This is a genomic window from Christensenella tenuis (genome assembly GCF_014287795.1).
Taxonomy (GTDB): Bacteria; Bacillota; Clostridia; order Christensenellales; family Christensenellaceae; genus Christensenella; species Christensenella tenuis.
On record NZ_JACOON010000005.1, the window covers coordinates 156,470 to 182,893 of the forward strand.

22 protein-coding genes and 5 pseudogenes are annotated in these 26,424 nt (G+C 50.4%); 2 read left to right on the top strand and 25 right to left on the bottom strand.

Annotation, left to right across the window (positions count from 1 at the left end):
• Positions 1-16: 16 nt before the first annotated feature.
• From H8S18_RS10285 to H8S18_RS10305, 5 genes are all read right to left on the bottom strand, one after another.
• Positions 17-745, bottom strand: a complete 729-nt coding sequence (locus H8S18_RS10285; RefSeq protein WP_186858202.1) for an InlB B-repeat-containing protein — start codon at positions 743-745, stop codon at positions 17-19.
• Complete coding sequence (locus H8S18_RS10290) at positions 742-2,445, bottom strand: hypothetical protein (RefSeq protein WP_186858203.1); 1,704 nt, start codon at positions 2,443-2,445, stop codon at positions 742-744. The genes H8S18_RS10285 and H8S18_RS10290 overlap by 4 nt, the downstream gene beginning before the upstream one ends.
• On the bottom strand, positions 2,372-2,617 hold the full coding sequence (locus H8S18_RS10295; protein ID WP_242861994.1) for an RNA polymerase sigma factor: 246 nt from the start codon (positions 2,615-2,617) through the stop codon (positions 2,372-2,374). Before H8S18_RS10295 ends, H8S18_RS10290 begins: the two co-directional genes overlap by 74 nt.
• A 261-nt stretch (positions 2,618-2,878) precedes the next feature.
• On the bottom strand, positions 2,879-3,283 hold the full coding sequence (locus H8S18_RS15105) for an IS3 family transposase (RefSeq protein WP_407920137.1): 405 nt from the start codon (positions 3,281-3,283) through the stop codon (positions 2,879-2,881).
• 745 nt (positions 3,284-4,028) lie between these two features.
• Positions 4,029-4,325, bottom strand: a complete 297-nt coding sequence (locus tag H8S18_RS10305) for a hypothetical protein (protein WP_162938938.1) — start codon at positions 4,323-4,325, stop codon at positions 4,029-4,031.
• A gap of 483 nt (positions 4,326-4,808) precedes the next feature.
• Between H8S18_RS10305 and H8S18_RS15155 the strand changes: the two are divergent.
• Positions 4,809-5,046: pseudogene (locus H8S18_RS15155) on the top strand (transposase); the annotation flags it as partial.
• A 198-nt stretch (positions 5,047-5,244) separates the two neighbouring features.
• Here H8S18_RS15155 and H8S18_RS10310 read toward each other — a convergent pair.
• Positions 5,245-6,885, bottom strand: a complete 1,641-nt coding sequence (locus H8S18_RS10310; protein ID WP_186858204.1) for a C40 family peptidase — start codon at positions 6,883-6,885, stop codon at positions 5,245-5,247.
• Between the two features lie 441 nt (positions 6,886-7,326).
• Here H8S18_RS10310 and H8S18_RS15110 point away from each other — a divergent pair.
• Positions 7,327-7,506 (top strand): annotated as a pseudogene (locus tag H8S18_RS15110) (hypothetical protein); the annotation flags it as partial.
• A gap of 54 nt (positions 7,507-7,560) precedes the next feature.
• Here H8S18_RS15110 and H8S18_RS10320 read toward each other — a convergent pair.
• The 19 genes and pseudogenes from H8S18_RS10320 to H8S18_RS14970 form a co-directional block, all read right to left on the bottom strand.
• Positions 7,561-9,909 (bottom strand): VirB4-like conjugal transfer ATPase, CD1110 family, encoded by a 2,349-nt coding sequence (locus H8S18_RS10320; RefSeq protein ID WP_186858205.1) that lies wholly within the window; start codon positions 9,907-9,909, stop codon positions 7,561-7,563.
• Positions 9,902-10,243: a PrgI family protein gene (locus H8S18_RS10325; protein ID WP_066522549.1), complete on the bottom strand. Its 342-nt coding sequence runs from the start codon at positions 10,241-10,243 to the stop codon at positions 9,902-9,904. The genes H8S18_RS10320 and H8S18_RS10325 overlap by 8 nt, the downstream gene beginning before the upstream one ends.
• Positions 10,244-10,255: 12 nt before the next feature.
• The gene (locus tag H8S18_RS10330) at positions 10,256-10,612 is read right to left on the bottom strand and encodes an LPD28 domain-containing protein (protein WP_066522548.1); all 357 of its coding nucleotides are present in this window, start codon (positions 10,610-10,612) and stop codon (positions 10,256-10,258) included.
• Positions 10,613-10,659: 47 nt separating this feature from the next.
• Positions 10,660-11,505, bottom strand: a complete 846-nt coding sequence (locus tag H8S18_RS10335) for a hypothetical protein (RefSeq protein WP_046442545.1) — start codon at positions 11,503-11,505, stop codon at positions 10,660-10,662.
• 18 nt (positions 11,506-11,523) lie between these two features.
• A complete protein-coding gene (locus tag H8S18_RS10340; protein WP_066522547.1) occupies positions 11,524-11,754 on the bottom strand; it encodes a hypothetical protein in 231 nt (76 codons plus the stop codon).
• Between the two features lie 5 nt (positions 11,755-11,759).
• Complete coding sequence (locus tag H8S18_RS10345) at positions 11,760-12,011, bottom strand: glutamyl-tRNA amidotransferase (RefSeq protein WP_121418993.1); 252 nt, start codon at positions 12,009-12,011, stop codon at positions 11,760-11,762.
• Between the two features lie 40 nt (positions 12,012-12,051).
• A pseudogene (locus H8S18_RS10350) lies at positions 12,052-12,507 on the bottom strand (type IV secretory system conjugative DNA transfer family protein); the annotation flags it as partial.
• Between the two features lie 760 nt (positions 12,508-13,267).
• Positions 13,268-14,659 (bottom strand): annotated as a pseudogene (locus H8S18_RS10355) (VirD4-like conjugal transfer protein, CD1115 family); the annotation flags it as partial.
• A 60-nt stretch (positions 14,660-14,719) separates the two neighbouring features.
• Complete coding sequence (locus tag H8S18_RS10360) at positions 14,720-14,902, bottom strand: hypothetical protein (protein WP_066739682.1); 183 nt, start codon at positions 14,900-14,902, stop codon at positions 14,720-14,722.
• Positions 14,903-14,906: 4 nt separating this feature from the next.
• On the bottom strand, positions 14,907-15,758 hold the full coding sequence (locus H8S18_RS10365) for a hypothetical protein (RefSeq protein WP_066522541.1): 852 nt from the start codon (positions 15,756-15,758) through the stop codon (positions 14,907-14,909).
• A 5-nt stretch (positions 15,759-15,763) separates the two neighbouring features.
• On the bottom strand, positions 15,764-16,567 hold the full coding sequence (locus tag H8S18_RS10370; RefSeq protein WP_066522540.1) for a PcfB family protein: 804 nt from the start codon (positions 16,565-16,567) through the stop codon (positions 15,764-15,766).
• Positions 16,509-17,936: a relaxase/mobilization nuclease domain-containing protein gene (locus H8S18_RS10375; protein ID WP_066522539.1), complete on the bottom strand. Its 1,428-nt coding sequence runs from the start codon at positions 17,934-17,936 to the stop codon at positions 16,509-16,511. Before H8S18_RS10375 ends, H8S18_RS10370 begins: the two co-directional genes overlap by 59 nt.
• The gene (locus tag H8S18_RS15115; RefSeq protein ID WP_066739679.1) at positions 17,936-18,307 is read right to left on the bottom strand and encodes a plasmid mobilization protein; all 372 of its coding nucleotides are present in this window, start codon (positions 18,305-18,307) and stop codon (positions 17,936-17,938) included. The genes H8S18_RS10375 and H8S18_RS15115 overlap by 1 nt, the downstream gene beginning before the upstream one ends.
• 42 nt (positions 18,308-18,349) lie before the next feature.
• Complete coding sequence (locus H8S18_RS10385) at positions 18,350-18,727, bottom strand: type II toxin-antitoxin system death-on-curing family toxin (RefSeq protein WP_046442536.1); 378 nt, start codon at positions 18,725-18,727, stop codon at positions 18,350-18,352.
• On the bottom strand, positions 18,724-18,966 hold the full coding sequence (locus H8S18_RS10390) for a type II toxin-antitoxin system Phd/YefM family antitoxin (protein ID WP_186858207.1): 243 nt from the start codon (positions 18,964-18,966) through the stop codon (positions 18,724-18,726). Before H8S18_RS10390 ends, H8S18_RS10385 begins: the two co-directional genes overlap by 4 nt.
• A gap of 177 nt (positions 18,967-19,143) precedes the next feature.
• Complete coding sequence (locus H8S18_RS10395) at positions 19,144-19,500, bottom strand: DUF7768 domain-containing protein (RefSeq protein WP_186858208.1); 357 nt, start codon at positions 19,498-19,500, stop codon at positions 19,144-19,146.
• Positions 19,497-19,700 carry a DpnD/PcfM family protein gene (locus tag H8S18_RS10400; RefSeq protein WP_186858209.1) on the bottom strand — a complete coding sequence of 68 codons (204 nt, stop codon included), beginning with the start codon at positions 19,698-19,700 and terminating at the stop codon, positions 19,497-19,499. Before H8S18_RS10400 ends, H8S18_RS10395 begins: the two co-directional genes overlap by 4 nt.
• Complete coding sequence (locus tag H8S18_RS10405) at positions 19,697-20,701, bottom strand: DUF3991 and toprim domain-containing protein (protein ID WP_186858210.1); 1,005 nt, start codon at positions 20,699-20,701, stop codon at positions 19,697-19,699. The genes H8S18_RS10400 and H8S18_RS10405 overlap by 4 nt, the downstream gene beginning before the upstream one ends.
• Before the next feature lie 14 nt (positions 20,702-20,715).
• Positions 20,716-25,656: pseudogene (locus H8S18_RS14970) on the bottom strand (DEAD/DEAH box helicase family protein); the annotation flags it as partial.
• Positions 25,657-26,424 lie beyond the last annotated feature (768 nt).

Below are 26,424 nucleotides of genomic sequence, written 5' to 3' on the forward strand. Positions count from 1 at the left end.
GCAGGACGGCTGTCCTTCAAAAGGACAGCCGTCTTTTTCCTGGGAAGATAGCGAATGTGGCACGGGGGAACAAACCCGTGCCACAAAAGTGTGCTGATTGCTTTTTTGCAGTTTCCCGTGATACGCCCTTGCGCCGTCTGAGCTGCCATGTGGTCCGCGCGAGACATTCGGCAAGAGACGCACATAGCGTAATACTCCACAAACCTAGTTGGCTGCTGTCACCGGTCTGCGGGATTGCAGTCACGCGCCAGCCTGCATATACGGTCATATCGTTCGTCAGATAAACGCCGGAAACCTTGTTTGTCAGATCGCGGTCGCTGTACCAGCCGATAAAGGTATAGCCGCGCCGGATCGGAACGTACTTTGTCAGGTCAATGTAGGTGTTGTACGTTCCCCGCACGTCGGCAATATGGCTGCCGCCTCCTATTTCAAAGCGCAGCGCATAATCGGTGACGGGCGGGTTGTCGCTGCCGCCGCTCTTTTCGGTGTACCAGCCGTCGAAGCTGTGCTTGCTGCGGGAAGCATCGGGCAGAGAGACCAGCTTCTGATTCGTGGTGGTCATACTGCCGACAGAGGGCATACCACCGTTGCCGTCAAAGGTGGCGGTGTGCTCGGCCTTGACTATCGCAAGGGACAGCTCCTTTGTGTCCGAACCCAAAACGTTGACCACCTTGACCGTAAAGACCGCAGTGCCCGCCGCAGTGGGCGTGCCACTGATTTCGCCTGTATCCGCGTTAAGCGTCAAGCCGTCGGCAGGGTTCCGGTGGTGACGGTAGGCGCGGAATCCGGGACGATGAGCTTTACCCTGATCGTGGCCGTTACCACAGGGCCTGGCTGCTGGTAGGTGCTTTCGTCATATTCATCAAACACCAACGTACCGGTGATGGTCTGCCAATCCGGGGACTCCGCGTCATAGGACGCCGCATCCCATGCTACGTCAATCCAGCGCCAAGCGCCGTCAACGGCATTGACGACCACATCTTTCGGCAGCCCAAGCTCCGTAAAGGGCGTGCCGAGCGGCTTATCGGTAATGGGTTCCGGCTCATCGGCATCCTTGAGGGTGTTTTTGATGACGTTTATTTTGATGCTGGTCTCCGTCGGCTTGTGGAGGCGCGGATCTGTCGGCGTGAACACCACCGTCATGTCGTATTCGCCCGGAGACGAGGAGTAGAGCGGCGTACCCTTCTTAAATGAGAATGTGCCGGGGACGACGGTATCCGTCCCCTTGACCTTTACCACGCCGCCAAAGAGACTGCCGACTTCCGCGTTGTAGGTTCCCACCTGAAACCTTCGCTGGGAGAAGATGGTGTTGTCGGACAGCGTAAAATCACCGTTTTTCCAGCGGAATACGGGTGCCTGCGTGATCTCCGTTTCGGCTGGGTCGGGCTGCAGCTGAACCTTGATCACAGCCCTGAGGTTGGCATCCTCTGGTATGGTGAAATACTTCTCCAATTCGGCGCGGTCGACTTCACCGTAGATCGTCTGCATATCATACGAATTGGGGTCATAAGTTGAAGCGTCCCACGAGGTGACAGCATTCATAGAATACGACTCGAGCTCTCCGGGGGGAGTTTCGTCGCTAACCACGAAGAAACTGAACGACTCCGACAGGTTCAGCTCCTCAAAGGCCATGCCGATCTTTGTGTTGTTAAGCACCCTGTTGTAACTGGGTTTGACAAATCTGCGGGGAATGACATTCACACCGACGGTACATTCCGCCGTGGTGTACCGCTTCTGGTCGTTGGGAGTGAAGATGCCCTTCAGCTGCAGCGGCTCGGCCTGCAGGAGCTGGCTCGCCGTCAATGAGTGTCCGTATATTTTCTGATTTTTGTCCAGCTTGAACGTGCCGGGAACCGTTTCGCCGTTCACCGTGGCCTTTCCGCCGGAGAGGTAGTTGTCAGAAAAGACAAGGAAGCACAAATCGCCTCCGTAGAGCTGCTTGGAGTAGGTGGGCGGCTCAAGCGTGGGCGTAAAGACACGGTTATCAATGAGCTTTATCCTGGCAGTAGCCTTGACTGTGCTTGTCGGCTCCAGAAGATCCGCGTATGAACTCTTTTCAACATGCAGATCGCCGGTAATGATCTGCTCCTCATAAGAGTCCGGGCCGTAGGAGGAACTGTCCCATGTCACGGGAACGGAACTAAAGTTCGCGCCGGTGCTGACCTCTATGTTGATGCCGGAAGGAAGCCCTAAATTCTCAAACGCCGTCCCCGGCAGCTTGTCGTTGATGTAGATGTCGTAGGGGACGCTTGTGATTGTGTATTTTATTCCGGTCACGGTAACAGTGCATTCCGCAGTGGCGTATGCCTCCGTATCATCAGGGGTAAAGAGGATTTCCATGCGGTTTTCGTCCGGGTATACTCTGCCGTCTTCATATTTCTTGAAGCTGAACGAGCCGGGAACGACGGCGCCGGTATCCGCGACCCGTTCCGCATGACTCCGCATTTGTGATCCCCTCCCGTTCCAGCAGTTTGCGCAAGCTCTCTTTTCCGCGATATACCATGTTGGTAATCTGCTTCACCGTCTTTCCCGTGACCTCCGCCGCCTGCGCATATCTCATATCCTCAAAATAGGTGAGATAGAGCGCCTCCCGATAGTCCGGATTCATTTCACTCATATACCCCCACAGAACAAGGCACGGTGTACCTGTCGGTCATACGAGGCCTTTACGACCTAAGTATCGTAGCGCATCGCACAGGCACAGAGCAATCGATCAACTTGGTATTGAAGACGCTCAAAGATGTCAAACGCAAAGAAAAGATCACTGTGGAGCTGCAACTCTGCGGTGACTGTTTCTTTTTCCATCGCCAACCGTATCATATCAAGTACCAGCTTAATGCTCTGATGGATACTTGTTTTGTAGGCGGCAATGCTTAAATCAAACAAATCCCGAATGATGGAAAGGTAGGGGGCCCTGACTGGTTGGGATGCAACTGATGTCTGTTACCCATTTCTGGTTAGGCTTGTCGGCGTGGAAGTTCCGATTCAATAGATTGGGGTAGGTACGGATCTGCTCACCGCAATGAAAGAATCTCTTTCGGCGAATCTTAGATAGCAGCCCGTATTTGTGCATAACACGCCACACCGTCTTGTAATTGTAGTATTCACCGTACTGGCGTTTGATCCAAATCTGTACCCGATGACAGCCGTAGGTATTCATATATCTTCCACTGCCGCGGCATTCTTGAATTCGCCCCAGTAATGCGGATTCCCGGTTTGGCTGTATCCTCCGCTTTAGAAAGCTGTAGTATCCGCTGCGGGATACCCCAAAGAATACACACATGCGAATGATTGGATACTTCGATGCGTATTTTTGTATCACCTGATATTTGGCAGACGTTCTCACTTCCTTTCGGTTGTTTTCAGAAAATCCCGCAGCAATTCATTTTCCATCCGAAGCTGCCTGACCTCTTTTTACAATGCACTGAGAATGCAAGGCATTTGCTTAGCCGGTCGACCACGCCGATTTGGGATACTGGCGTTCTGTTTTTGGGCTTTGCGTCTTGGTCTTCTTAGGCATTCTTTCACCTGTTCTTTTGTAAAGCCTAACTTTTCTCCAATTTCCCGACAGCTGCAGCCTTCTTGGTGCTGGCGTTCCATTTCTTCATAATATCCTTTGATTTGTGTGTATTTTCTTGACATACACATTTTCACCCCCGTTGTAGTTCTATCCTACAGCGGGGGTGGCTTTTCGGAAACTGTCCTTTTTATCCGGTACGGTCTATATACGGGTGGGAAACAAAGCTTACAGGGCAAAAAACTCCTTTCTCGTTTTCATGTAGCCTGAACATCTACATTCTACTCGAAAGGAGTTTTTCAAATGGATAAAAGTTTAGCCCATAGCAAGTGGATATGTAAGTATCATATCATATTTACATTTACACCAAAGTATCGAAAAAAATCATCTATAACAAGGTAATAATCATACTTCGCAAGGCTAACGTCCGTTTTAACATCCAGCAGGCCGGACCTAATTTCCTCATAAAGCTCGAGAAGCCTCGTTTCGTTTTCTTCAGTGTATTGGGCTTCTATAATGTCCTTGAATTCAAAGAATACGATGACAAAAGCATCCTTGTCAAAAACTCCCTGGAGCGTTCCCCAAGCGGGACATCAAAACGCTCGACATCGCTAGAATAATATCGTCTAGTATACGGCTCTCTGCTCGGCTGAGTTAAATCTTCCGTAGATTCCAGCTCTTTCGTGGGTTTCGGTTCTTCCTCAAGAACGTTCAATAGCTCCCCCATCATACCACATCCGGCAGATGCAAGAATAGCGAGAATACATAAAAGACATAAAAACGGTTTCAATATTTTTTTCTGTATCATACTGGCCTCCTTTTTAACATACTTTCATATCGAATTCAATGGCGGCGCGGTCTTATCATATGTCGAATATGGCTCTGTAAATACTATATGCCGAATGTCTGCCCCTCAACGGTTCAAGAGAATCTGCAATAATAATACTATTATAGCGACTCTACCAAAAAGCACAGGATAATTCAAAAATAACCATATAAGCCGCACGTTCTTCGTAAGAAAAGCGTTTTTTATGCCGGAACAGAACACTTTGCAGATATTTTCGGACTTTCCGACGCTATACCACATCCACCTTATAGCTCCATATTGTGAATTTTGCGATGCTGTACATCCCGGCTTTTGGACTGCTATGGTTACTCCAGCTCGGCGTGAAGCAAACTCCTTCACCTGGGGGGCGCTCGTGCGTTTGTTTGAGTACCATCATGAAATCCTTTGTCTGCTCCTGTAACTCTTCATAGTGTAACATACTATTAGTACTTACACTACATAGTATATTTCAAGTGTTCACAGACTGTCCGCACGCTGATTCACACTACAAATGCTATTGAAGGTTATAATCGCTAGTTACGAAAGGTGCCCCCAAATAAGGACTCTTTTCCGAGCGATACCGCTCTTTTTAAGATGCTTTATCTGGCTATGGTAGATGTTATCTAAAATGGACCGAAAAGCACAAAGACTGGTGAAAATCCACAGTCAGCTTCCAGTGTTTTTGCAGAGCACCTGTCCATAAAAAAGATTTTGGCTTGACAGTCTGATTCTAGACCGATAAAGTACATAAAGCAGGAGCTGGTTTTAGTCCCAGCCTTCCAATCAAAAATCTTGTTCGATATTCTGCTTTTCTTTTCTGAGAATACACAAAATTTGAAGCGCTGCCGACCGCAGCAACCCACACCGCAATATATTTATTATGTCCCATCCTGTACCTCCGCTATATGTCGGGCCGGGCAAAAGAATAGACCTGCCATTTTCCGCCGTCAAGCCCCCAAAGTTTTTGAATCACAACGCAGCCTTTTGAGCTGCTCGCTTCGATCACTTGGTTATTCCCCGCATAGATCCCGACATGATGAATTTCATTCCAGCGCCCGCATCCGCAGGTCGTTTTTGACCAAAACACAAGATCGCCGGGCTGAAGCTCTGATCGTCCTACGTTCCGTCCGTTCTCCTGACAATATCGCGCCTGTTCCACGGAAGTCGTGGGAATGTCGATCCCCGCCTGCTTATATGCCCACCATGTGAGGTATGAGCAATCCACATAATCGCCCTGACCGCGCAAAGGCTGGCTGTACGGATGACCGAGGCGTGTGAGCGCTTCCTGTACGATCACGGTTCCTTTTGTTCCCTGCGGCAGACCGGAAATGATGTCTGTCATCTCTCCGTTCGTCATACCGCCGTAAATATCCGTGCCGAGCAGTTCTGCAAACAGGGGATAATAGTCCGGCCTTGCAAGTTCCTCTGCAATCTGCATCTGGTTTTTATCAAAAGCAAACAGTTCAGCGCCTTCCTGCCATGTTTTGTTGTCTATGGTTACATAGATATTGAGAATGTTTCCCTGTTCTGTGTCCTGCACCACTTCTGTTCTGTATGATACGGTGTTCATGGCATAGAAGATGTGGCGCAACTCCTCGAAGGATTCTTCCGTAAGCTCAATAGACGGCTCGCCATTCGCCATACGGCTGCCGGAAAACACGATCAGGATATCCCGCCAGTTATTGACGGCATCGCTGTCTCCGTCCATATTTCCGTCGTAAATGATATTGACTTTATCATAATCTCCGCCAGCCGAAAGGCCGCTGATCTGCGTATCAATGGCGAGCCGGAAATCTTCATTGACCTGTGCGGCGGTCTCGCTGACGGACAGCCCTCCGGATTCGTCCGCAAAAAATATCCCCATCAGGAACACAACAAGAATAATAACGACCACTACAATCAAAATAACGAGCAAGACTACCCATCCACCCGCCGCGATTGCTGCAACGAGCGCTTTGACTGCCGCGATCACAGCTTTTACGATAGCCATCGTTATTTTAGCGGCGGTCTTTGCGGCGGTAACAGCCGCTTTCGCCGCCGCGCGCGCGGCACGGACAGCCATCTGCGCCGCTTTTGCCGCCATTTTTGCCGTCTTTACTGCGGCCTTTGCGGTTCTGACTGCACGGCGGGAAGCCTTAACGGTATTCCGCGCGGTTTTCACAGTATGCCGTACCGACTTGACTGTCCGTTTTGCCGTTGTTTTCACCGTTCGTTTTGCCGCATGTCTTGCACTGCGGACGGAGCGGCGCGCGCTGTTCGCTCTTGTTTTCGTTGTTTGCGATGGGGTATTCTTTTTCACCGCATCGCGTATTTTCCGTATCGCCTGCTTCCCATGTTCTTTTGCCTTTCTGCCGGAACGCTGCGCGGTTTCCTGTATCCGGTTCTCGGCGTACTGCTGTGGGGATTCCTCTTGTTCGTTCCGTCCGCCGCTTGTATCTTCTGCTTTACCATGAATTTTATGCAGCAGTTCTTTGGGAATCCGCACCGCTTCGGACAAGACGCGCGGAGCTTTTATTGTTGGTTTGGTTCGTATGTTTTTCAATATATTCTCACTCATCCTTTTTTATAGTTAATAAAGATATATCACCTTTATTTTTGCCTTGGAGTATTGCGTATGCTAAGATTTTTCGATTAACATTGCCCGAAGAAAACAAAACATATGTCTTTCATATTGTTGTGATATAATAAGGATACTGAAATCCGGGAGATAAATATGGCAAAGAAAAAATTGACGAAAGTACAGAAACGGGAACGCCGTAAACAAAAAGCTGTCATGTGGCTTGCAGATTATACAGGTTCCCATGTTGTGCGTGCATACTGCAAAAAATTTAATGTAGATCAAACGTGTGCCATTCGGGAACTATCCGAGCTTGGCCGCCCGATTCCAGACAGACAACCGGAAGATACTCCCGGCGAGCCTGCGTTTACTGCTGAGTCATCCGAATGGCAATATGAGGAGTCACATGATTCTGGAAATTTTTTCCTGGACTTTTCGTCCGTTCCCACCTGCAAAAAAAAGCAAGGCGTTCTTAGGAACTGGAAAGGCCATTACTGTAAAGTTTGCGAGAGATATCTTGCAAACGAGCGATTTTCCGGAAAAGGGCGTCAAGCTCATATCTGTAAACAATGCGCTTCCATGCTTTGCGCGGAACGCCGCGCGAAGCATAAAGCACAGCGAAACAACTAAAAAGCAAGCGTATCTTTTTCTACACAAAACTTATGCCAAAATCTCCTCGATCTCACCCGGCTTGGTGCTCATCAGTCGGTACATTTTGGTATCTTTTGGGAATTGGTCTATGAACGGTACGATACTGCTCCCGCATTTCAAAAGCCCCTTGCCGTATCCCGCATTGGTAATATACGAAAGCTGGTTATCCGAAATGTGCAGGAGCTTTGCAAGTTCCGCCCTGTCTGTCGGAGCCTGATTGAGCATGACAAGGTACTCGCTGTTCGCCAGCATAGTGCGGGCAGTAACGGACTTCAGGCAGTCCTCTACATTCTGCGTAATTCCTGTCGCAAGCGCGCCGTCTTTGCGAAACTGCTTCCAGCTTTCCGAGAAAAAAGTTGCGGAAAGGTCATTGGCAAAGAAGATGTGCATTTCATCAATAAACACATGGGTACGGATCCCGCGTTCCCGGTTCCGCGCTACCCGGTTGCGGATCGCGTCGGTCATCACGAGCATGCCCGGTGTACGAAGCTGTTTGCCGAGGTCGCGTATGCCAAAGCTGATCAGGCGGTTGTTCACATCAATGTTCGTCTGGTGCGCGAACATATCAAGGTTCCCGGTCGATACCATCTCCATTGCGAGAGCCAGTTCGTCCGCGCGTTTGAGGCGCTGTTGTTTCAATGCCTTGTGTAAATCAACGAGCGTGGGCGGCTGAATGGTGTAGTTGCTTCCGAGATACTCCGCATAAATTTTAGAAAGACATCTGTCCACGAGGGATTTATCCATCGCTGTGAGCCTGCCCGTTCCGCCCATGATTTGTTCCAGAAAAGACAGGGTAAATTCGCTTTTGGCAATCAGCGGATTGGCGTTATCCCCATAGCCGAGCGCCAAGTCCATTGCGTTCAAGTGGAACGGCGAAGTAGGGGACATATCAAAGGCAGCGCCGCCCATTGCCATGACGAGCGGGGTATATTCGTTCTGCGGATCAGCAATGATGATTTCATCATTCGTAAAGAGAAGCAGGAAAATGATCTCCCGTTTGGCAAAGAAAGACTTCCCGCTGCCCGATACGCCGAGGATAAAACCGTTGCCGTTTATCAGCTGTTTCCGGTCTATTATAATAAGATTGCCGGACAGGGCGTTCACCCCGCAGTAAACGCCGCCCGGTTCCATAATTTCCTGTGCGCGGAACGGCATGAGCACCGCAGCCGATTCGGTGGTAAGGGTGCGCAGGGCATTTATTTTCCGCAGACCATACGGCATGGCGGTATTCAGTCCGTCCATCTGCTGATACCGCAGCACCGCGATTTGGCACAGGTTTTGCCTGCCGATGGCAAGCAGCGTTTCCGTGTCCCTGTCAAGCTGCTCTTTGGTATCGGCGGTATGCACGAGTGTAACAAGCCCAAACATCATGCGTTGGTCGCGCGTCGTAAGGTCGTCCAGAAATTCTTTGGTTTCCTTTCTCTGCAATTCCATATCGTATGGAATGACGGCGGAAAAGTTATTGTTTTGGTTCTGCCTGCGCTGCCAGTTCGTAATATTCGTTTCTACACCAAGCATACGGTTCTCCACTTCACGCACCGCCTCATCTGTGGGAACAGGAATAAAGTCGATAGAAAAGAACATGCTGCGGTTCAACTCGCACAGTTTGGAAACAAAGCTGCCTTTGAGATAAGAGGCATATTCCTTCAGAAAGAGGACGCGCCCAAACCGTTCGCCCATTTGGAAATAGTCGCTTTCAAAGCGGAAGGAATCCGGACAGACCGTATCCTTAAAACTACGCCCGTTTTTCATCATCTCCCGCAGGTCCATAGAAAACATGGTTTCCTCGCCCTCACGGAAAAATCCATGCAGGAGCCGCAGTCGGTCTACGGTATCGAGCGGTTCACAGGAAGAAGAAAGCTGTGCGAGATGTGTCGTGAGTTCCGCATCCACACGGTTGAAAAAGCTGCGTGCTTCCGCTATGTCTTTCGCTGCGACGGACACAGTGATGTACCTGTCCTGCATAATAGAATTGGACACGTCCGTCACCTTATCCATCAGCATCTGATTGTATTCCCGGCGGTAACCGTCCAGTTCGTTATCCTGCATTGGAATCAGAATAGATTTTTCAAATTCTTTTTTATTGATCCTGCGGTTGCATATCGTGATCTTTGTTGTGGCAAAAGAATCCAAGGAATTTAAGAGTTCGCTGTAATCCAGAAACATAGCAGTCTTATCCTCTTTGGATGCGATTTCATAGTTGATGTCCGTAAATCTCCAGCATTTACTATACTTGTTGCCGACCATCCACACGCCGTCCGGCCACACCCGTTTTACGGGTATGACCTGCTGGACGGAGCGGGGGATATGCAGTTTTTCTTTGTCCTGCTTCAATATGCGCATCAGCGCCTTAATCATACTTTTTTCCTCCCTCAGATATGATGTTGTAATAGATGTCCCCGCTGCGGAACGTGAGGCAGCGGGGCGTTAAAATTTCAGACTTGATAAACGCCCACACAAATTGTTCGGTGGTCATGCCGTTGTACTTGATAAAGCCGACGGCGGCAAACGGAGCCGCGCCTAAAATACACAGCCATGATACCGTTTCAGCGCCGAGCATATCTTTCAGTCCAAAATATATGGCAACGGCAACGCCCATTGCGAGGATCGAAAAAACGAGCTGACGCAGATTCAGCCCGAAAAAGATACTTTCCTGATATTCCCGTATTTCACGGTTGATTTTAACTTCCATCTTTCTCCTCCTTTACCGTTCCGGTTCATTTCGCCTTTTGGCGGGAGTATGCTCCATCCATTGACCAAGCGGTATCTTTTTTCGCCCGATCCGTAAATCTCCCTTGCGAAGAGGAAGATACGGATCGTCCCCGGTAAACTCCAATGGTGTTCTGGACAGGATCGTCCCGTACCAATTCACCAATACAAACGGCTCTATGGTCGCAGGCCGGGAAAAAGAATGATCGCTGTGCCGGATATCATAGCAGTAAAGCCCCTCCGGTACGCTGTGTTTATCCACTCTCTGATCGGTAAAAAGCACTTCCTTTCCAAATAATTTTGCTTGTTTGAATATCCTGTTCTGGATTTCTGTATCATCTGGATTCATCATATTGTATTCTCCCTTCAAGATATGTTTTGATTTCTAAATTCTCTGTTTTACCCTCCAAACATCATTTCACGAATCACCCGATCCGCCATCTTGACCGAACCGACCAGCACCAATAAGTTGAAGATCAGCTCTCCCATATATGTCCATACCATTGTGGTGGGGCTTGCTCCCTCTATGACCACAGGCGGGGACGCGGCGAACACGGAAAAAATAATGCAGGCGAGTACAATGACCGCTCCCTCAAGGCATACCGCCGCGTAGGACTTGATGAAGCTCCTGCCAATGCTTGCCGTGGGTTCGCCTGCAAATCCGGCGAGTGGGATCGGAGCAATCGCCGTATACATGTAGAGCTTAAAAAAACGCCCGTATACAGACATGATCATAATAAACGACAATACCGTAATAATAAGACCGCCGATCAATGACACGAGCCATACGGGAATACTGTCTAAAAACGGCAGGTCGCGTACAGCCGCGTCCATCTCGGGCGGCAGGGTAACAGCCTGCATTGCGCCGCCGACGCCCGCCGTATCCATTACAGTAGAGATTACGCCCTGAACGATACGGAACAGCGCCATCATCAGTTCCAGCCCGTAGGTGATCGCTGCCTTTGCGAGGACAAAGCGGACGAACATTTTAAGCGCCACTTCCGGGCGCTTGATCTCCACAAAGCTCCCGCATGTCTTGACCACGCCGATCAGGAAGAACAGAACGAGCAGGGCATAGCCTACGGCTTGCAGCGCCCCGTTTATGTTTACAATGATCTCCCATATCCCGCCGCCTTTGAACGTTTCCGGGGATTGCGTGAGCAGGTTCCATATTTCCGCCAGTTTTGCGTTCCATGTGGAAAGGGCGTTGGAAAGGTTGTCTATGATCCAGTTACCGCTATTCAATCAGACGCCTCCTTCCCGTCATCTGCACGGCTCGTTCCTCTTATGTTGTTTTTCTTTGATGACGCTGTATTTATCGTCCACATAAAAACACCCCCGGAAAGGGTTATATATGGCATGGCATTTTTTCCCGTTGTATTCGGCTATGTAATCGTTATCTCCGACCTTTGCCAGCAAAGTCGCTTCCCGCATTTCACCGTTTAGCGAGTGGATCCGCATCTCTTCCGTATGGGGATAGTCCAGTTCAAACATCGTTTTCAGCCTCCTGTAATCAGATCGAGTATTTCTTTGGAAAATGTGATGATGATACCGCCCGCAAGCGTCAGAAATCCATTGGCGCGCTGCGACGGATCGTGGCTCTTCAGGGAAAGCCCAACCTGCACGATCCCCCAGCCGAGCAGGATCATTCCAACTGCCCGGATCAATCCAAAGATAAAAGTGGAAAGATTGTTTACTACAGCAAGTGGATCGTCCGCCGCGTATGCAGCGGTTGTAAATGATACGATCATTGCCTGCACAATAAAGGCACAGTATAATACTTGTACTATTTTAGGCGGTCTGATTGCCTTTAACTGTGTTTTTTGTTTCTTTTGTATTTTCCTCACGTTCAGATTCCTCCTTGTTTTGTTCCTCCAGCCATTCCTGTATTTCTTCTTCAGACACTACCTCGTAATCTTCCTGTTCTCCGTCAAGCAGGATCTGCTCCGCCTCCATTGCGTTTGGCGCTGTTCCATGCAGGTAAGGCGGCGCGCCGCCATCCGCCGTAAGGGCAAGAAATGGGTGGCGCAGGATATCATATTTCTCGTCGCGTACCGCACGTTCCCCACGGACAAACAACAGGGCGTAGCGGTTGTCGAGCATACGCACCTCATCCGGGGTATATAGCTCGCGCCCGGTCAGTTGGTAGTTCGTGGAATAGTTCCCGCTGTGGCCTGTACTCTTGCCGTAGGTATTGGTATCTATCGTTGCTTTGCCGAGCAGTTCCGAAACATATTTGTGCGTGCTTTATAACGATAGGTAATCCTTTGAAGTCATCTCCAGATTTTCCCCCGCTTCACACCGTGCATGCGGCTTTCACCGCACACGGCGTTCCATCGAAAATGATTGATTGAATCATTTCCGACTGGTGGCTATCCCTCCATCATATTTCCATAACTTCATCGGTACTGTGCCACCACTTTCACAACCATTAAAGGCGCTTATTATTCTTCGCCGCCACCGTGTCAACAGACTGCAATAGTCCTCCGCGTTAGGTTGCTTACCACGTTCCAATAACTCAATCTTTGCATATACCTTTAGGTGCTTGCTATGAGCCTGTATGCAGGACGCCGCCTATAACGGCGTATGGTGTTTCATAACGAACATTCTTACTCCACCACACATACCAGTAATGAAACTGTAAAGCCTTTCGACTTATTCGGCATTTAGACCCGTACATTCGCAAGTTCGTCAGTTGCCGCCAAGCAACATTCTCACCGTGGGCATTTTATAGAACCCCGGCATATAGGTGATACCATCCACCTCTGGACAGCTTTCGTCTTGGCAAGCCAATTTACGATCACTCTCTGCCGACTTCACCGAGCCTCTGACCGCATCGTAATTGCAGTTGATACCGCCAGTCGGAGTATTAGGCGAGCGTTTCAGGGCGTTACTCCTTCATTCCACCCATTGAGTTATTAGTTCTCCAAGTCTGTTTTTCAAAGCTCCTTTCAATCTCTGAAATTATTAACATTGACCTTGTGCCTAACCTTTTCAGTTAGGAACGTGTCGCACGTTCGTTTCCGCCCAAAAACAAAAATTCGTCGCAATTTCCGATGATAGATTCCCATTGCTTTTCAAACAGGGCTTTGAGCTGCGCGATGTTTTGCAGGATGATCGACACGGATACCTCGCGCGAGCGCATGGTCGCAAGCAGCTTGTCAAACTCATCGGGTAGGGCAACATTCGCAAATTCGTCCATCATGCAATGCACATGGACGGGAAGCTGCCCGCCGTGCTCTCTGTCCGCGAGATAAAACAGTTCCTGAAAAAGCTGCGTATACATCATGCCAATGATAAAATTTAAACTGCTGTCATTGTCCGGTATAAGCGCGAACAGCGCGGTCTTTCTCTTGCCGACAGAGGGTAGGTCAAGCTCGTCATGCGTCACGAGGGACGCGATCTGCGGGATATTGAATTTTTCCAGACGGACGCCCAGCGATACCAATATAGATTTGGCAGTCTTGCCCGCCGCCATTTTGAAAATATGGTACTGCTTGACGGCAAGGTGGTCGGGATCGCGCATTGCAAGGCGTTCAAAGAGTTCATCCAGAACGCTTGCATATTCCTCATCTTCCTCCCGCACTTCCGCTGCCGCGAGCATTTCCATCACCATCGGGAAATTTTGCTCTTCGGGCGGGGCTTCGTTTCTGAGATAGAGGATCAGCGCTTCCAGCAAAGCGGTCTCCGCGCGTTCCCAAAAGGGATCGTTGGAATTGGAGCCTTTAGGCGTAGTATTGCGGATCAGATTGTTTACCAGCTTCAGCACGTCTTTCTCGTCGCGGAGGTAGGCAAACGGGTTATACCCGTGGCTTTTCTCCATATTGATGAAATCCAGAACACGGATAATATATCCCTGCTGTTCAAGCAGCTTTCCGGTATCCCGCAAAATTTCTCCCTTGCAGTCCAGCACTACGAAAGACGTGTTTCCCTGCATGATGTTCGGCTTGGCATAGAACCGTGTTTTACCGGCTCCGCTGCCGCCGACCACGAGCACATTGAGATTGCGCCTGTGCCTGCGTCCGTCAAGTCCGATCCGCGCATTTTGTGTGAGAATAATATTGTCCGCAAAAGTTTTATCCGCATATTTTTTGGACAATAAGCGGGCGTCCCCCAGCTTTGCGGAACCGTGTTCCTCACCCCTGCGGTAATTGCGCCGTGTAGACAGGAAAATGCCGATACACAACCCGTAAATGAGCAGGAAAATGAGGATTGCGCGGGGCGTATCATCGCACCATGCCACGCGGAACGGATGCGCCATTCCTGCCGCAAGTCCTCTTATGATCCCGATCAATCCGTTGGATAAAAAAGGGGCGGCTATAACAGCCGCCCATACGACAAAAGCGCATCCGATCCCAATCAGAATCAGGCGCGTATTCCGGGATTCATTCGGGTTCATCGTCGTTATCTCCGGATTGCTCTTTTTCCGCCCTTCCGAGCGATTCAATACACTGTATCATTATCTATGCGCCTCCGTTTTTTTCTTCTGTTTTTTTGCAGGAGCGTCGATGACGGTCAAAAGGGTATCGTCCACAAATCCCGTATCGCGTCCTTGTGCCATGAGTTCGTTCCGTGTGTCGTTCAGGGAAGCTATGATAAGCCTGCGTTCATATTCGTCTACCTCGATCAGCCGTTTTTCCATACGCTCACCTCGCGGGCTGTTCTTTTTGCCTGCGTAGTTCTGCATACAGGGTGCGGTCTATGCGGTCAATCGTATCGTTTGCCGCTTTATGGATCTGGCTCATCGCAAGCCGTTTGTCCTGTGTTTCAAGCTGCGCATATTCCTGCGGTATCTGATCCGGCAGGGGCGCGGAGACTCCAAACCGTTTACAAGTAACTGCTGCGGCACAGCCGCATGAAAATGGGGCGAGATTATGTTCCGCACGGGCAAGCTCCCGCGCGATACAGAAAAAGAGTTTGTTCCCATCAAGGCCGCGTGCCACTTCCACCGCCTTGTTTTCTTCCGAATAGACGGCTCCTGCATTTTGATCTAAAGAATCAGACAGCCGTACCGGAACGGGCGTACCTGTCATAAGGGCTTTGAGTTTGGATTTGATTGGCATGGACTTGGTCGCGCGTTCCGGTACTTTCCGTCCATACGTTTGGGATACGTCAAAACACCGCTCCACCTTGTATCCCATCGCCATTGTTCCGTCCTCACGCTCATATTCCTTATCCTGCTTGAATTGCTTGATGGCGCTGCGCCCTTGTCCTTTTCGTATTCCTCGTTCCCGTTCCGCCCATTCCTCCGCGGTCAGGATATATGTAGCTTTGGGATTTTGCGCCATCGCAAGGAGGGTATTGCCTACCGATGTTTTTCCGAGCCGCGCCTGCATTTCCAGATACTCGCCTAACTGTTTTGGATCGGAGAATACCCGCTCCGTCATATCTTCTACGGTCTGGTGCAGTTCATCCCGTTCCTGCTGTTTGTATGCGGCATATTCCTCTTTGGAATACTGCTGTTCTTGCTTTTCCAGCAATTCGTCAAAATTTTCCATTCGTTTTACCTCGCTTTTCCTTTGGATTTTCTCTTTCGTTTCGGCTGCCTGTGGGCGGTCTGCCGGAGAATTGCTTTCTGCGGCTGTTTTTCCGCCTGAACCTTTGCTTTGCGCTCTTCGCGCAGCTCCTTTATTTGACTGCGGACGGACGGTTTCCGCTCAATATCCTCCGCTGCGGTATTGTCTTTGTTCTCGGAGATAGGCGCGGACGGACTTGAGTTTTCCGTTCTCTGTTTCTCCGCCCCCGCCATCGTAGGGTTTTCCTGTGATACTTCCTCCGGCTGTTTTTGTCCCTGTTCTTTTGGGGAGCCTTCCAACATTTCATCGAGCGTATCGTTGTCGATGGTATGCGTATCCTGCGGCGGCGTTTCACGTTCCTCTGCCGGAGCGTTTTCCTGCGCTTTGCGCTTTTCCAGAATATCTTCCCGTATTTTGTCTACCTCTACGGTGGATAAGGCGAACCGTTCTGCGATCCGGTTGACCTTTGCCGCGTCGTTTGCGTTGACCACAACGTCAACGAGGCCGTCCGGCTGTTTTCTGTTGATGACCGCCGCATACAACACGCCGTATTTCCGGGCTTCCTCTGCAAAGACCTTCATATCTTCGCTCCTGATAACGAATACCTTGGTCGGCTTTCCGTTGAACGCACGCATCCGCGTCCGCCCTCTGGTGCGTTTTTGACTCTTTGAGGCCGCGATGAGGAACGCTGCAAGGGAAAGCGCCGCCTTTCCCGCGATATTTGCCGCTACTTCAACGCCGCGTACCGTCATGTTCACGACCTGATCCGCCGCGTCTCCTGAATGGTTCATGCTTTATCATCTCCTTTTTGCGTTCTGCATGGATCTTTTCTATGGTTTCCCGCAAGCGGTCTGCCCGTGCGGGGATCTCACCGCATAGCCGCACCTCCTTTCTGTATTGCCCGAGCAGGGAAGCGATCTCCCGCAGCCTGCCGGATAATTCTTTGTCGCGTTCCGGCGTGGTGTTTGTGCGCCGCCGTTCGTTCCTGATGTCCGTCCGTTCGGACAATAAGGCGGTAATGTCTTTCTGCCGCCGCGCTTTATGTGCCTCAAGGCTCGAAACGGTTTCGAGCTTGTATCTGTTTAAAAATTTTGCATGACCGGACAGTTTATCTATCTGCCGCAGATCCTCCCGCAGGAGGTATGGAGCACTCGGAACATGGGGAGCCTGCCGCAGTTTGTGGAGATAGTAATAATACAGGGCGCGGAGGCCCCGCCATGTGATGCGGTGGGAAAGAACAAAGAGGCCGAGGTACCGTCTGCGGGGGATCGTTTGCTTTGCCGGGGCGTATTCTTGTTTTTGCTGGCGCAGGATGCGCGCGCGGATCGCTTCTTCCGTATATTGCTGTCCTAAGCTGCGGAGCCGCACAAAACGTTCTTTGCCGGGAGGACGCACCGCCATGTGTTTCACGCCTGTTTTGACCTCATACCCCATATCCCGCAGGGCACGGAGGAAAGCGGGGAAGCTCATTGCCGCCATGACAGCCTTGTCCACATCCCTGCGGACCGCGCTTCTCCATGTCGGCCTGCCTTCCTGCTCCGCTTTCCATTCCATATAATGTTTCCGGCCTGCATATTTGGGCTGGATGACGGAAAGGGAGTATTCCCGGCAAAGTTCATCCGATGTCCGCCGCATGAGCGCATAGCTCGCCTTATTGTCGTAATACCGTTTCCCGTCCTTGAACGACACGGAATTGAGCACAAAATGATTATGAATACACCTGGCATTGAGATGTGTCGCCACAATAACTTCAAACCTATCGCCCCATAGCCGCCGCGCAAGCTCCACGCCTATTTTGTGCGCAAGCTCCGACGTTACCTCTCCCGGCGCGAAACTCTGGTAACCGTGGTATGCGGCGATCCCATCTTCCTTTTTCCATTGTTTTTTGGTGAGTATCATCTCCTTCCGGGCGGTTTGCTTGGCGCAGTTGATACTTGATACAAAATATTGCTGCTCCGTTTTAGCGTCTTCTGTCGCGTATTCGATCACGTCCGCAAGTCCGCGCGCCTGCGCCTGCCGCATAGCTTCCTCCATTACGTCTGTCATATCTGCGCTGTTTGTTTTGCCCCAATCCGGATTTTTCGTTTTTTCCGGGTTCTCCGCATAGCCGAGCACATGGTCGAGCCTGCCGCGGATATCCCAAATTGCCGTTGCTGCCATTACGTCATTTTGTCCGGGAGTACGACCGCTTCGCGTATTTTGACGATGCTGTTAAAAAGCCGATTGGCATTTTCCGCGTATTCTTCGGCAAGAAAAAAGCCCGTTGCATTGGCACGGGCGGCGATCTGATTCATACGGTTTCCAATGGCGCGCAGTTCCTTTGTCATAGTATAGAAATCTGCGGACGGCGGCTCCCGGGGCACATATCCCATAATGAGAGAACGGAGATACGCCGCCTGAGAAAATTTGGATTTTGCGGCATTTTGTTTCAACATTCTGCATTCCGTTTCGTTAACGCGGAAAATTACTTGTATGTTTCGTTTCAGCGTAGTGATCCACCTCCTTATTTTCTGCAACAAAAAAGCAGCCATATTTTATGGCTGCCTCAGGTACTGTTTAGCAGTATAGAATTGTTATATCTCGTGATCCAGTAACCAACTTAAAAGCTCTTCGTCGTTCATTGTGCCAGCAGCAATCCTTAATCCTATGTGTATCAGATCATCATCTTCACAGTCGATCTTTATTTCGTTTATCTCAAGAAAAGACAGCATTGCCATAATCCCTGCACGCTTATTGCCATCCACAAAAGGATGGTTAGAAATTAGAGAGTATCCGAGCCTCGCCGCCTTACGTTCAATCGTGGGATAAACATATATGCCGTCAAAAGTTTGGAACGGAGAATTGATTGCAGATTCAAACAGATTTTCATCCCGCAGGCCATCGCACCCGCCTGTTTCCTCTATCAGCATTTTATGCAGCAATTTGATTTGTTCTCCTGTCAAACGCTTCATTTTGCGAGTTCCTCAAAGGCATGTCGGTTTTTCTCCAGAATTCTGCGCCCGATTTTTTCGACGTCTTCTGTCGACGCCGCTTCTTCTTTTTGAAATTGGCTAATCTCCATTAAAACGTATTTGGGAGCATTATTTTTCAGAATCACCGCTGCGCCGTTTTCATCTACCATTCGGGCAACACGGGAAAAATTCTGATTCGCTTCCGAAATAGATACAAGGTTATTTGTATTGACATTCATCGTTCTCACCTCCATTTATATTATACCCACATTTTAGGATAAATACAACCTAAATTGTGCAATGGGGTATAAGGGCCTCCCCTTACAAGCGAATCATGATGGCGAATGCTATCATGATTCAGTGCTTGGTAGGACAGCGCAGGCGCGCTGTCCCGATCCCTGCCGAAAAGAAAACATCTATCCGCGCGGTGTTTTGGGTCCGGTATATTCAGATACTTCTTTAAGTCCGTCAAAGGTCACGGTCACGATCCCGAGCCGTTCTGCAAGCAATATCTCCTGTGTCATTTCTTCCGTGATATTGTTTCCGCACACGACCAGTATCCTGCAGCGCCGCAGCACCTCCAGCGACATATCCTGCCGCGCCTGTTTTTGGCTCGGGACCGTATTCGACAAGAAGGCTGCGAACATTACATTCGGACAGATGGGGATATATCCCAACCGGAACAAAGACTGTGAATATTCCTGTGTTTCCCGTACCGGGAAACCGTCCTTTTCAAACGGAGCACAAACATACGCAAATACCTTATTTTTCATCTTGCATCCTCCCGCGACAACTTTTTATGTGCTCTTTGCCCGTGAAATTCAACACCTGTAAAATGATCTGCATCCAAAATGTATTCGCCTCTATGCCATTGATCCGATACGAGCTGTTCGGCTTCCCGTCTGTCTGCGGCCGCTACCTTTACTGTCATGGACAATGTTTCGGTTATTGTTACCCTATATGGTTTTTTCATCTGGCTGCCTCCCTTACAACATGATTTGACTGCCTTGTACGAATTTTAGATAATCCCTTGCTTTTCATCAGCATATCGTTATAATCCTTGCCACATTCCGGCGGATCGTATGTTACGGTATATCCGCTGTTTTCCAGCAATATCTGTATGGTGCGCGCCGCTCTTTGCCCCGCAAGGTCGCTATCGAGCCGCAGGGAAATATTGCGGATATTGCCGTTTTCTTTGAGAAAACGGGCAAGGGCTGCTGGGAGCGGCGTTTCCCGTATCACTTCTTTTGGCTGGTAAACGCCGGATAAGGAGAGATAGTTTTCCTGCCTTATGTCTATGCCTTTCCTCATTCGTAGGGTTGCGAGAGACAGCAGGTCGATGGCGCTTTCACAAACATATACCGTATCGTTTTCAGACGGGAACGGGATGCGGAACGAATATTCCTTATTGCTTCCCTCTGCTTCCCGCATAAATGTCGAAGCAGGATCGCTGCTCCGCAGCATGGCATACCGTGCTGTACCCATATCGTCGTATCCGACGAAACAACAATTTCCATACTTCCGTTCCTCATAAACCGTTCCTTTTTCCATACAAACACGAAGCAGGGCAGGGGAGATACCGCGTGCAGTGAGATAACGCACCACCCGGTCGTTATTTATATTCCTCTCCGGAAGAATGAAAGGCGGCTTTGGTTTAGGTCTGCTTGTATATCTGGGCATCGGGGCAATATATTTTTCTTTGCCGCACAAGTGTTTCACCGCCTCAATAAATCCCATACCGCGTACTTTGATGAGGTAATCCAGCGCGCTTCTGCCGCCGATCCCGCGCGACCACCAAAACCATTTTCCGTTGGAGATCTTCAGGCTGTCGTGCGTCCGGGTGCAGTAGATATTCCCAGATACCCGTACCAGTTCGTCCGGTTCATATTGACTCAAATACGAAAACAAATCGGGACGTTTCGCCGCCTCGACCTGCTCCCGTGTTACAGGATGTACCTGTTTTGGTATTCCCATATCGCTTCCTCCATCTATCGTTGTATTTCCTGTGCCTTTTCCTGCGTTTCCTCCGGCGTCGTGTCCACCGCTTCGGGCGTCGTATCACCGAGATTGAGCAGTGCGTTTACTGCCGTGAGGCGTTCCGCTTTTTCTTTCAGCTCCTGTTCCTGCTTAAACGGCCTCCCGATCTCTTCTTTCGCGTTTTCCATCTGCCGCCGAAGCTCCTGCAATTTTTCCTCGTTGGCCTCGGCTCTGTCCGCGATTCCTTTCAGGGTATTCTCGATCCGCGTCATGTTTCCAAGCGCGTCCGCTCCAAGCTCTGTGACATGGGACATCGTTCCTTTGCAGTTCAGCTTGAAATGATGGTCAAACGTATCAAACGAAAGCAGCATTTTGAATCCCTTATACGTCCCGATCTCCCGTTCGTTTGAATCTTTTGCCCGTTTACAGAGTTCCACGATTGCCGCGCCTGCCGCCGCTCTTTCCCTGAACAGTACGCCTTCTATCTCCATACCGGGGAAGTCCTCGCTCTGGTGCTGCCTGAGCAGCTCCATGTCCGCCTTAAGCCCCCGAACCGTTTCTTTCGTATGTTCGATCATCACAGGGTAATGTTTGGCCACTTTGTCCTCCAGTTCATATTTTCGGCTCAAATAATCCGATTGCAGCAGCCGCAGCCTGGATACAGCGATGTCGAGATCCATTTTCTCTTTGATGTAGGGATTGCCCGTTGCGAGCATTTTGACCTCCGCATAGGAAAGCGCGGTCTCGTCCACGTCTTCGCACGAGCGTACAGGAGCCTTTGAAGTCATGATCTGCCCAATATACTTCTGTTTGCTTTCTATGGTCTGCCACATATATGCGTCGAACGTATTCTCCGTCACATACCGGAAAATATCTACAGATTTATTGCTGTTTCCCTGCCGGATCGCGCGCCCTTCGCGCTGCTCGATGTCTGCGGGGCGCCACGGTACATCGAGATGATGGAGCGCCGCAAGTCTGTCCTGGACGTTGGTCCCGGCGCCCATTTTAGAGGTCGATCCCATGAGGATACGCACCTTTCCGCTCCGTACTTTGGAAAACAGGTCAATTTTTTTCGCGCCCGTATTCGCCTCGTGAATAAAGGCGATCTCATCGCGCGGTATGCCTTTGTTCAGAAGCTTTATCCGTATATCTTCGTAGACATTGGAAAAGCCGTTCGGCAGGGAATATACGCCGTTTTCGTCTTTGGTCAGTTCCAAAGCTCCCTGCGGCGTGGAAAGATCGGAAAACACAAGCTGCGTTCCTTTTTGATCCGCTGTGTCCCGGTACACTTTTAAGATATTTTCCACGCAGGCATTTATTTTGCTTTGCGGATCGTCCTCCAGCATAGAGTTTAAGATGCGCTGGTCAAGCGCGAGCTTGCGCCCGTCGTTGGTAATCTTCAGCATATTGTCTATTGTTGGATCCATTTTTCCGCTCCGCACCACATCGGCACGATCTGCAAATTCCGCTACCATCTCTTTTTGAAAGTCGCTTGGCTTTGTCACTACCGTATGATAGTTTGCTTCCGGAACAGGCAAATCCAATGTGTCCGCCGTCCGTATATCCGCGCACTCCTTGAACATGGCAAGCAGTTCCGGCAGATTATAAAAGCGGGCGAACCGTGTGCGCAGCCTGTATCCCGTTCCTTCCGGTTTCAGTTCAAGCGCCGTTACGGTCTCGCCAAAGGTTGACGCCCATGCGTCAAAATGTACCAGATCATTTTTTTGAAGTAATGAATACTGGAGGTAGCGCTGCATGGTATACAGTTCCGTCATGCTGTTGCTGATCGGCGTACCCGTGGCAAATACAGTTCCCCGGCCTCCGGTGATCTCATCCAGATACCGCGTCTTTCCAAAGAGGTCTGCGGATTTCTGCGCTTCCGTTTGGGAAAGCCCCGCTACATTGCGCATTTTAGTAAACAGAAACAGATTCTTGTAAAAATGCGCCTCGTCCACAAACAGCCTGTCCACGCCCAATTCCTCAAACGTTACGACGTCGTCTTTCCGGCTGGTATCCGTGAGCCTCACAAGTTTGTCTTCCAGGCGTTTTTTGCTTTTTTCCATTTGCTTGATGGTAAAGCGTTCGCCGTTTGCCTCTTTCAGTTCCGCGATTCCGGCGACGATTTCGGCAATCTGTTCCTTGATCATCATGATCTGCCGTCTCATCGAAAGCGGTATCTTTTCAAACTGGGAATGTCCGATGATAACCGCGTCGTAATCCCCGGACGCGATACGCGCACAAAACTTTTTTCGGTTCGCTGTTTCAAAGTCTTTTTTCGTTGCCACAAGGATATTGGCCGATGGATAAAGCTGCAAAAATTCAGCGCCCCATTGTCCCGTCAGGTGGTTGGGTACGACAAACAGGCTCTTCTGACACAGCCCGAGCCGTTTGAGTTCCATTGCCGCGGCGGTCATCTCGTAGGTTTTGCCAGCACCCACGACGTGCGCGAGCAGGGTATTCCCGCCGTAGACCGTCCGCGCCACTGCGTTTAGTTGATGTTCTTTCAGCCGGATTTCCGGGTTCATGCCGGGAAACCTCAGATGACTCCCGTCATATTCCCGGGGACGAATGGCGTTGAGCTTTTCGTTATATATCCTGATAAGCGCGTCCCGCCTGTCTATATCCGCCCATACCCACTTGTGAAATTCGTCTTTGATCGTCTGCTGTTTCTGCTGTGCGATCATGGTCTGCTCCACATTCAGTACACGGCTTTCCGTTCCGTCCGGAGCGATGCGTTTATCAAAGACGCGCACGTCTTTCAGGTTAAGCGTCTCCTCGATGATCTTGTATGCTCCCACGCGCTTCGTCCCGTATGTATTGGTCACAGCAATGTTTTTATCGTCCCAGTTCTTATTTGAGATATTCCAAAGGGCGGTGGACGGGGAATACCGCACATGGATCTTGGTTTTGAGGTAAGGGGACGGCTTCAGCAGTGCGTAAACAAACTCCTCGACATGTTCCGGCGGGAGCCACGTTGCGCCCAGCCGCACGTCGATCTCGCTTGCGGACAGGTCTTTCGGCTGTACTTTTTCAAGGGCTTCCACCTGTATCCGCACAGTATCCAGTAAGCCCGCTTCCGCTCCGTGTTCCTGTAAAACCTTGTAAATACCGCGCGCCTGCCTGAGTTTTGCCCGCACGTTGCCGGACAGGTATTCGTCGGCTGTTACAAGCGGGAATTGTTCGGGATCAAAGAAATCCCATGCCATTTCCTCGGGAATCAGCGTTCCGAAATCCCGGAAGATGATTCCCCGCAGCTCCCGCACGATCTCGCTGCCGGATATTCCGGTAAGCTGCTCCATATATGTAAGGTCCACCTTTGCTTTTTCGGCAAGGGATACCGTAAGGGCTTCCTGCGCGGTATCCACCGAAGTAACGGCTTCCGGCTGACGGATGGTGCGTTTGGAAAACATGTCTGCTTTACGTTTTAGTTTTCCGTCCGCGTCCAGTATTTCAAGGGAGCAAATAAGGAAGTACGCCGAATCGTCTGAAAACGCCATGCTGTTGCCGCGTGAATTGAGCAGCCCATATTTTTTGGTGTAACTGTCGTACAGCGAATTGAGCTTTCGCTGTTCCTGCTGTACTTCCTCCTCTGTTCCGTTTTCCATTTGGACGTCGATCAGGCGGCGCATACAGTCCCGTATCCCGATCATGCCGCGTATCCTGTTTTCAGCGGTCAAAGACACATCCACGCGGTTCATACGGCTGTTTTCCCGGAAATATATTTTTCCGTCATGCAGGGTATAGCTGTAATTGCGCACATTCGGATCGGCTGGGATGGACTCCGTTTCGTCCTGTTCCGGGAACTCTACGTCGTAGTCTGTGATGCGCGCGTCGATATGCGACAATGCCTCTTTCAGCTGCTTCCTGAGGTCTGCGCCGGGGATCGGCACACACTTTACATCTTTTCCGCCGTATTGCGTATGTTCGGTGGATAACATACCGAGTATCATTTCCGGGTGGTCTATGAAGTATGCGTTGAGGGAATATCCGTCCTCCGTTTTCTGTGTATGTATCCAACCCGCTTCGTCGCGCCAAACTGCGCTTTCTTCGTCTTTGGGCAAGCCCAAAGACTCGCTTGCTCCGTTGACGCTCCTCCTCCCCGCAAAACCCACTTCGTTGGGCTTTTGCGGGGGCCCTGGTACCTGCGGCCTGTCGCGCTTTTGCAGAAACAGGATATCTGCCGTGACCTCTGTTCCTGCATTTTTGGAAAAAGCGTTATTCGGCAGCCTTACAGCTCCAAGAAAATCTGCGCGCTCCGCGATATATTTGCGGACGGAGGAGTCTTTCTTGTCCATCGTGAACCGGCTGACTACAAAGGCTATGATCCCGCCCGGGCGCACCTTGCCCAGCGTTTTGGCAAAAAAGTAATCATGAATGGAAAACTTGTTTTTGTCGTATCTCTTATCCGGTACGCGGTAATTTCCAAACGGGACATTGCCAATGGCAAGGTCAAAAAAGCTGTCCGGCAGGTTGGTGTGTTCGTAGCCCTGTACCGTGATCTCCGCATTCGGATAAAGCTGCTTTGCGATGCGCCCGGTGATACTGTCAAGCTCGATCCCATATAGCTTGCTGTTTGTCATGGAATCCGGCAGCATACCGAAGAAGTTTCCCGTACCGCACGACGGCTCCAGAATATTCCCGGTTTCAAATCCCATTCCCGCAATGCAGTCATAGATGGCGCGTATTACGGTAGGAGAGGTGTAGTGGGCGTTCAGGACAGACGCGCGTGCGGATTCATATTCTGCTTCGGGCAACAGCTCTTTGAGTTCTGTATATTCGGTTTTCCAGGAATCGTTGTGTTCGTCAAACGCTTCCGGTATCCCGCCCCAGCCCACATACTGCGCCAGCGCTTCCTGTTCGTCCGGCGTGGCAGCGCGGTTTTCTTTCTCAATCGTCTGAAGGATACGGATCGCGGCAATATTCCTGCTGAATTTCTCCTTTTTGCCGCCATAGCCAAGCTCGTCATCTGTAATACGGTAATTTTCCGCCTGTTGTTTTTGCGGGGGCGTAGATTCCGGTACATCGTCCGGGGCTTCGGCAAGATTTGTTTTCGTGATTGCCCGATGGGACATCTCCGGCATATATTTGGCATTGCGCTCGTCCTGCTCCAAAAGATGTTGGAATGTCTCTTTGTTTTCTGCACGGAAAACAGGGGGGGAAAGCGCAGGATCGAGAAGCTGTACCTCATTGTCCGTGATCTGTGTGATTCGGAAAGCAGTCCCGTCGAGATACACCGTATCATTCACAGCATACGCATAGGGGCTTTCTTTTGCCTCCTGCGATTCGGCCATAAGGCCATCATTGCGGCTGTCCTGCCGCAGCATACGGTCAAAATCTCCGCGCGGGATCTCTTTGGTCAAAAGCGGATATTTCTCATCGTTGACTGTTACTGCGTCATCCGTGATCCCGAGGATGGTGTGAGTTCCGGTAGGAAGGAACACTTCCGCGCCAAGCGAATAATCGTAACTTGCAGATTCCCGCCTTTCCCGTTCCTGTTCCCGCGTCCGCTTTGCGATACGTTCTTCCGCTTCGCGAAGCAGGCGGGCTTCCTCCTGTTTTTGTTCCCGTTCCGCCTCCTTGCGTTCATATTCCGGTAGGTATGCCTTTTCTTCCGGGGTGAGGTATTTGTCCTGCTCGATCATGCTGCCGATATACTTCGCTGCTTTTGTCCATGAGAGGAGCACTTTGTCATACGGAGCGGCAATGCTGCCGCGGGAGAG

Coding starts and splice junctions, on each gene's coding strand:
- H8S18_RS10325 (WP_066522549.1), bottom strand. CDS start 10,243: ATGGAAGTTAAAATCAACCGTGAAATACGGGAATATCAGGAAAGTATC.
- H8S18_RS10390 (WP_186858207.1), bottom strand. CDS start 18,966: ATGAATGTCAATACAAATAACCTTGTATCTATTTCGGAAGCGAATCAG.
- H8S18_RS10370 (WP_066522540.1), bottom strand. CDS start 16,567: ATGAACCATTCAGGAGACGCGGCGGATCAGGTCGTGAACATGACGGTA.
- H8S18_RS15115 (WP_066739679.1), bottom strand. CDS start 18,307: ATGGCTGCTTTTTTGTTGCAGAAAATAAGGAGGTGGATCACTACGCTG.
- H8S18_RS10360 (WP_066739682.1), bottom strand. CDS start 14,902: ATGGAAAAACGGCTGATCGAGGTAGACGAATATGAACGCAGGCTTATC.
- H8S18_RS10295 (WP_242861994.1), bottom strand. CDS start 2,617: ATGAGTGAAATGAATCCGGACTATCGGGAGGCGCTCTATCTCACCTAT.
- H8S18_RS10395 (WP_186858208.1), bottom strand. CDS start 19,500: ATGAAAAATAAGGTATTTGCGTATGTTTGTGCTCCGTTTGAAAAGGAC.
- H8S18_RS10340 (WP_066522547.1), bottom strand. CDS start 11,754: ATGTTTGAACTGGACTATCCCCATACGGAAGAGATGCGGATCCACTCG.
- H8S18_RS10330 (WP_066522548.1), bottom strand. CDS start 10,612: ATGATGAATCCAGATGATACAGAAATCCAGAACAGGATATTCAAACAA.
- H8S18_RS10385 (WP_046442536.1), bottom strand. CDS start 18,727: ATGAAGCGTTTGACAGGAGAACAAATCAAATTGCTGCATAAAATGCTG.
- H8S18_RS10375 (WP_066522539.1), bottom strand. CDS start 17,936: ATGGCAGCAACGGCAATTTGGGATATCCGCGGCAGGCTCGACCATGTG.
- H8S18_RS10305 (WP_162938938.1), bottom strand. CDS start 4,325: ATGATACAGAAAAAAATATTGAAACCGTTTTTATGTCTTTTATGTATT.
- H8S18_RS10365 (WP_066522541.1), bottom strand. CDS start 15,758: ATGGAAAATTTTGACGAATTGCTGGAAAAGCAAGAACAGCAGTATTCC.
- H8S18_RS10400 (WP_186858209.1), bottom strand. CDS start 19,700: ATGAAAAAACCATATAGGGTAACAATAACCGAAACATTGTCCATGACA.
- H8S18_RS10320 (WP_186858205.1), bottom strand. CDS start 9,909: ATGATTAAGGCGCTGATGCGCATATTGAAGCAGGACAAAGAAAAACTG.
- H8S18_RS10290 (WP_186858203.1), bottom strand. CDS start 2,445: ATGCGGAGTCATGCGGAACGGGTCGCGGATACCGGCGCCGTCGTTCCC.
- H8S18_RS15105 (WP_407920137.1), bottom strand. CDS start 3,283: ATGTGTGTATTCTTTGGGGTATCCCGCAGCGGATACTACAGCTTTCTA.
- H8S18_RS10345 (WP_121418993.1), bottom strand. CDS start 12,011: ATGATCGTATCATTTACAACCGCTGCATACGCGGCGGACGATCCACTT.
- H8S18_RS10405 (WP_186858210.1), bottom strand. CDS start 20,701: ATGGGAATACCAAAACAGGTACATCCTGTAACACGGGAGCAGGTCGAG.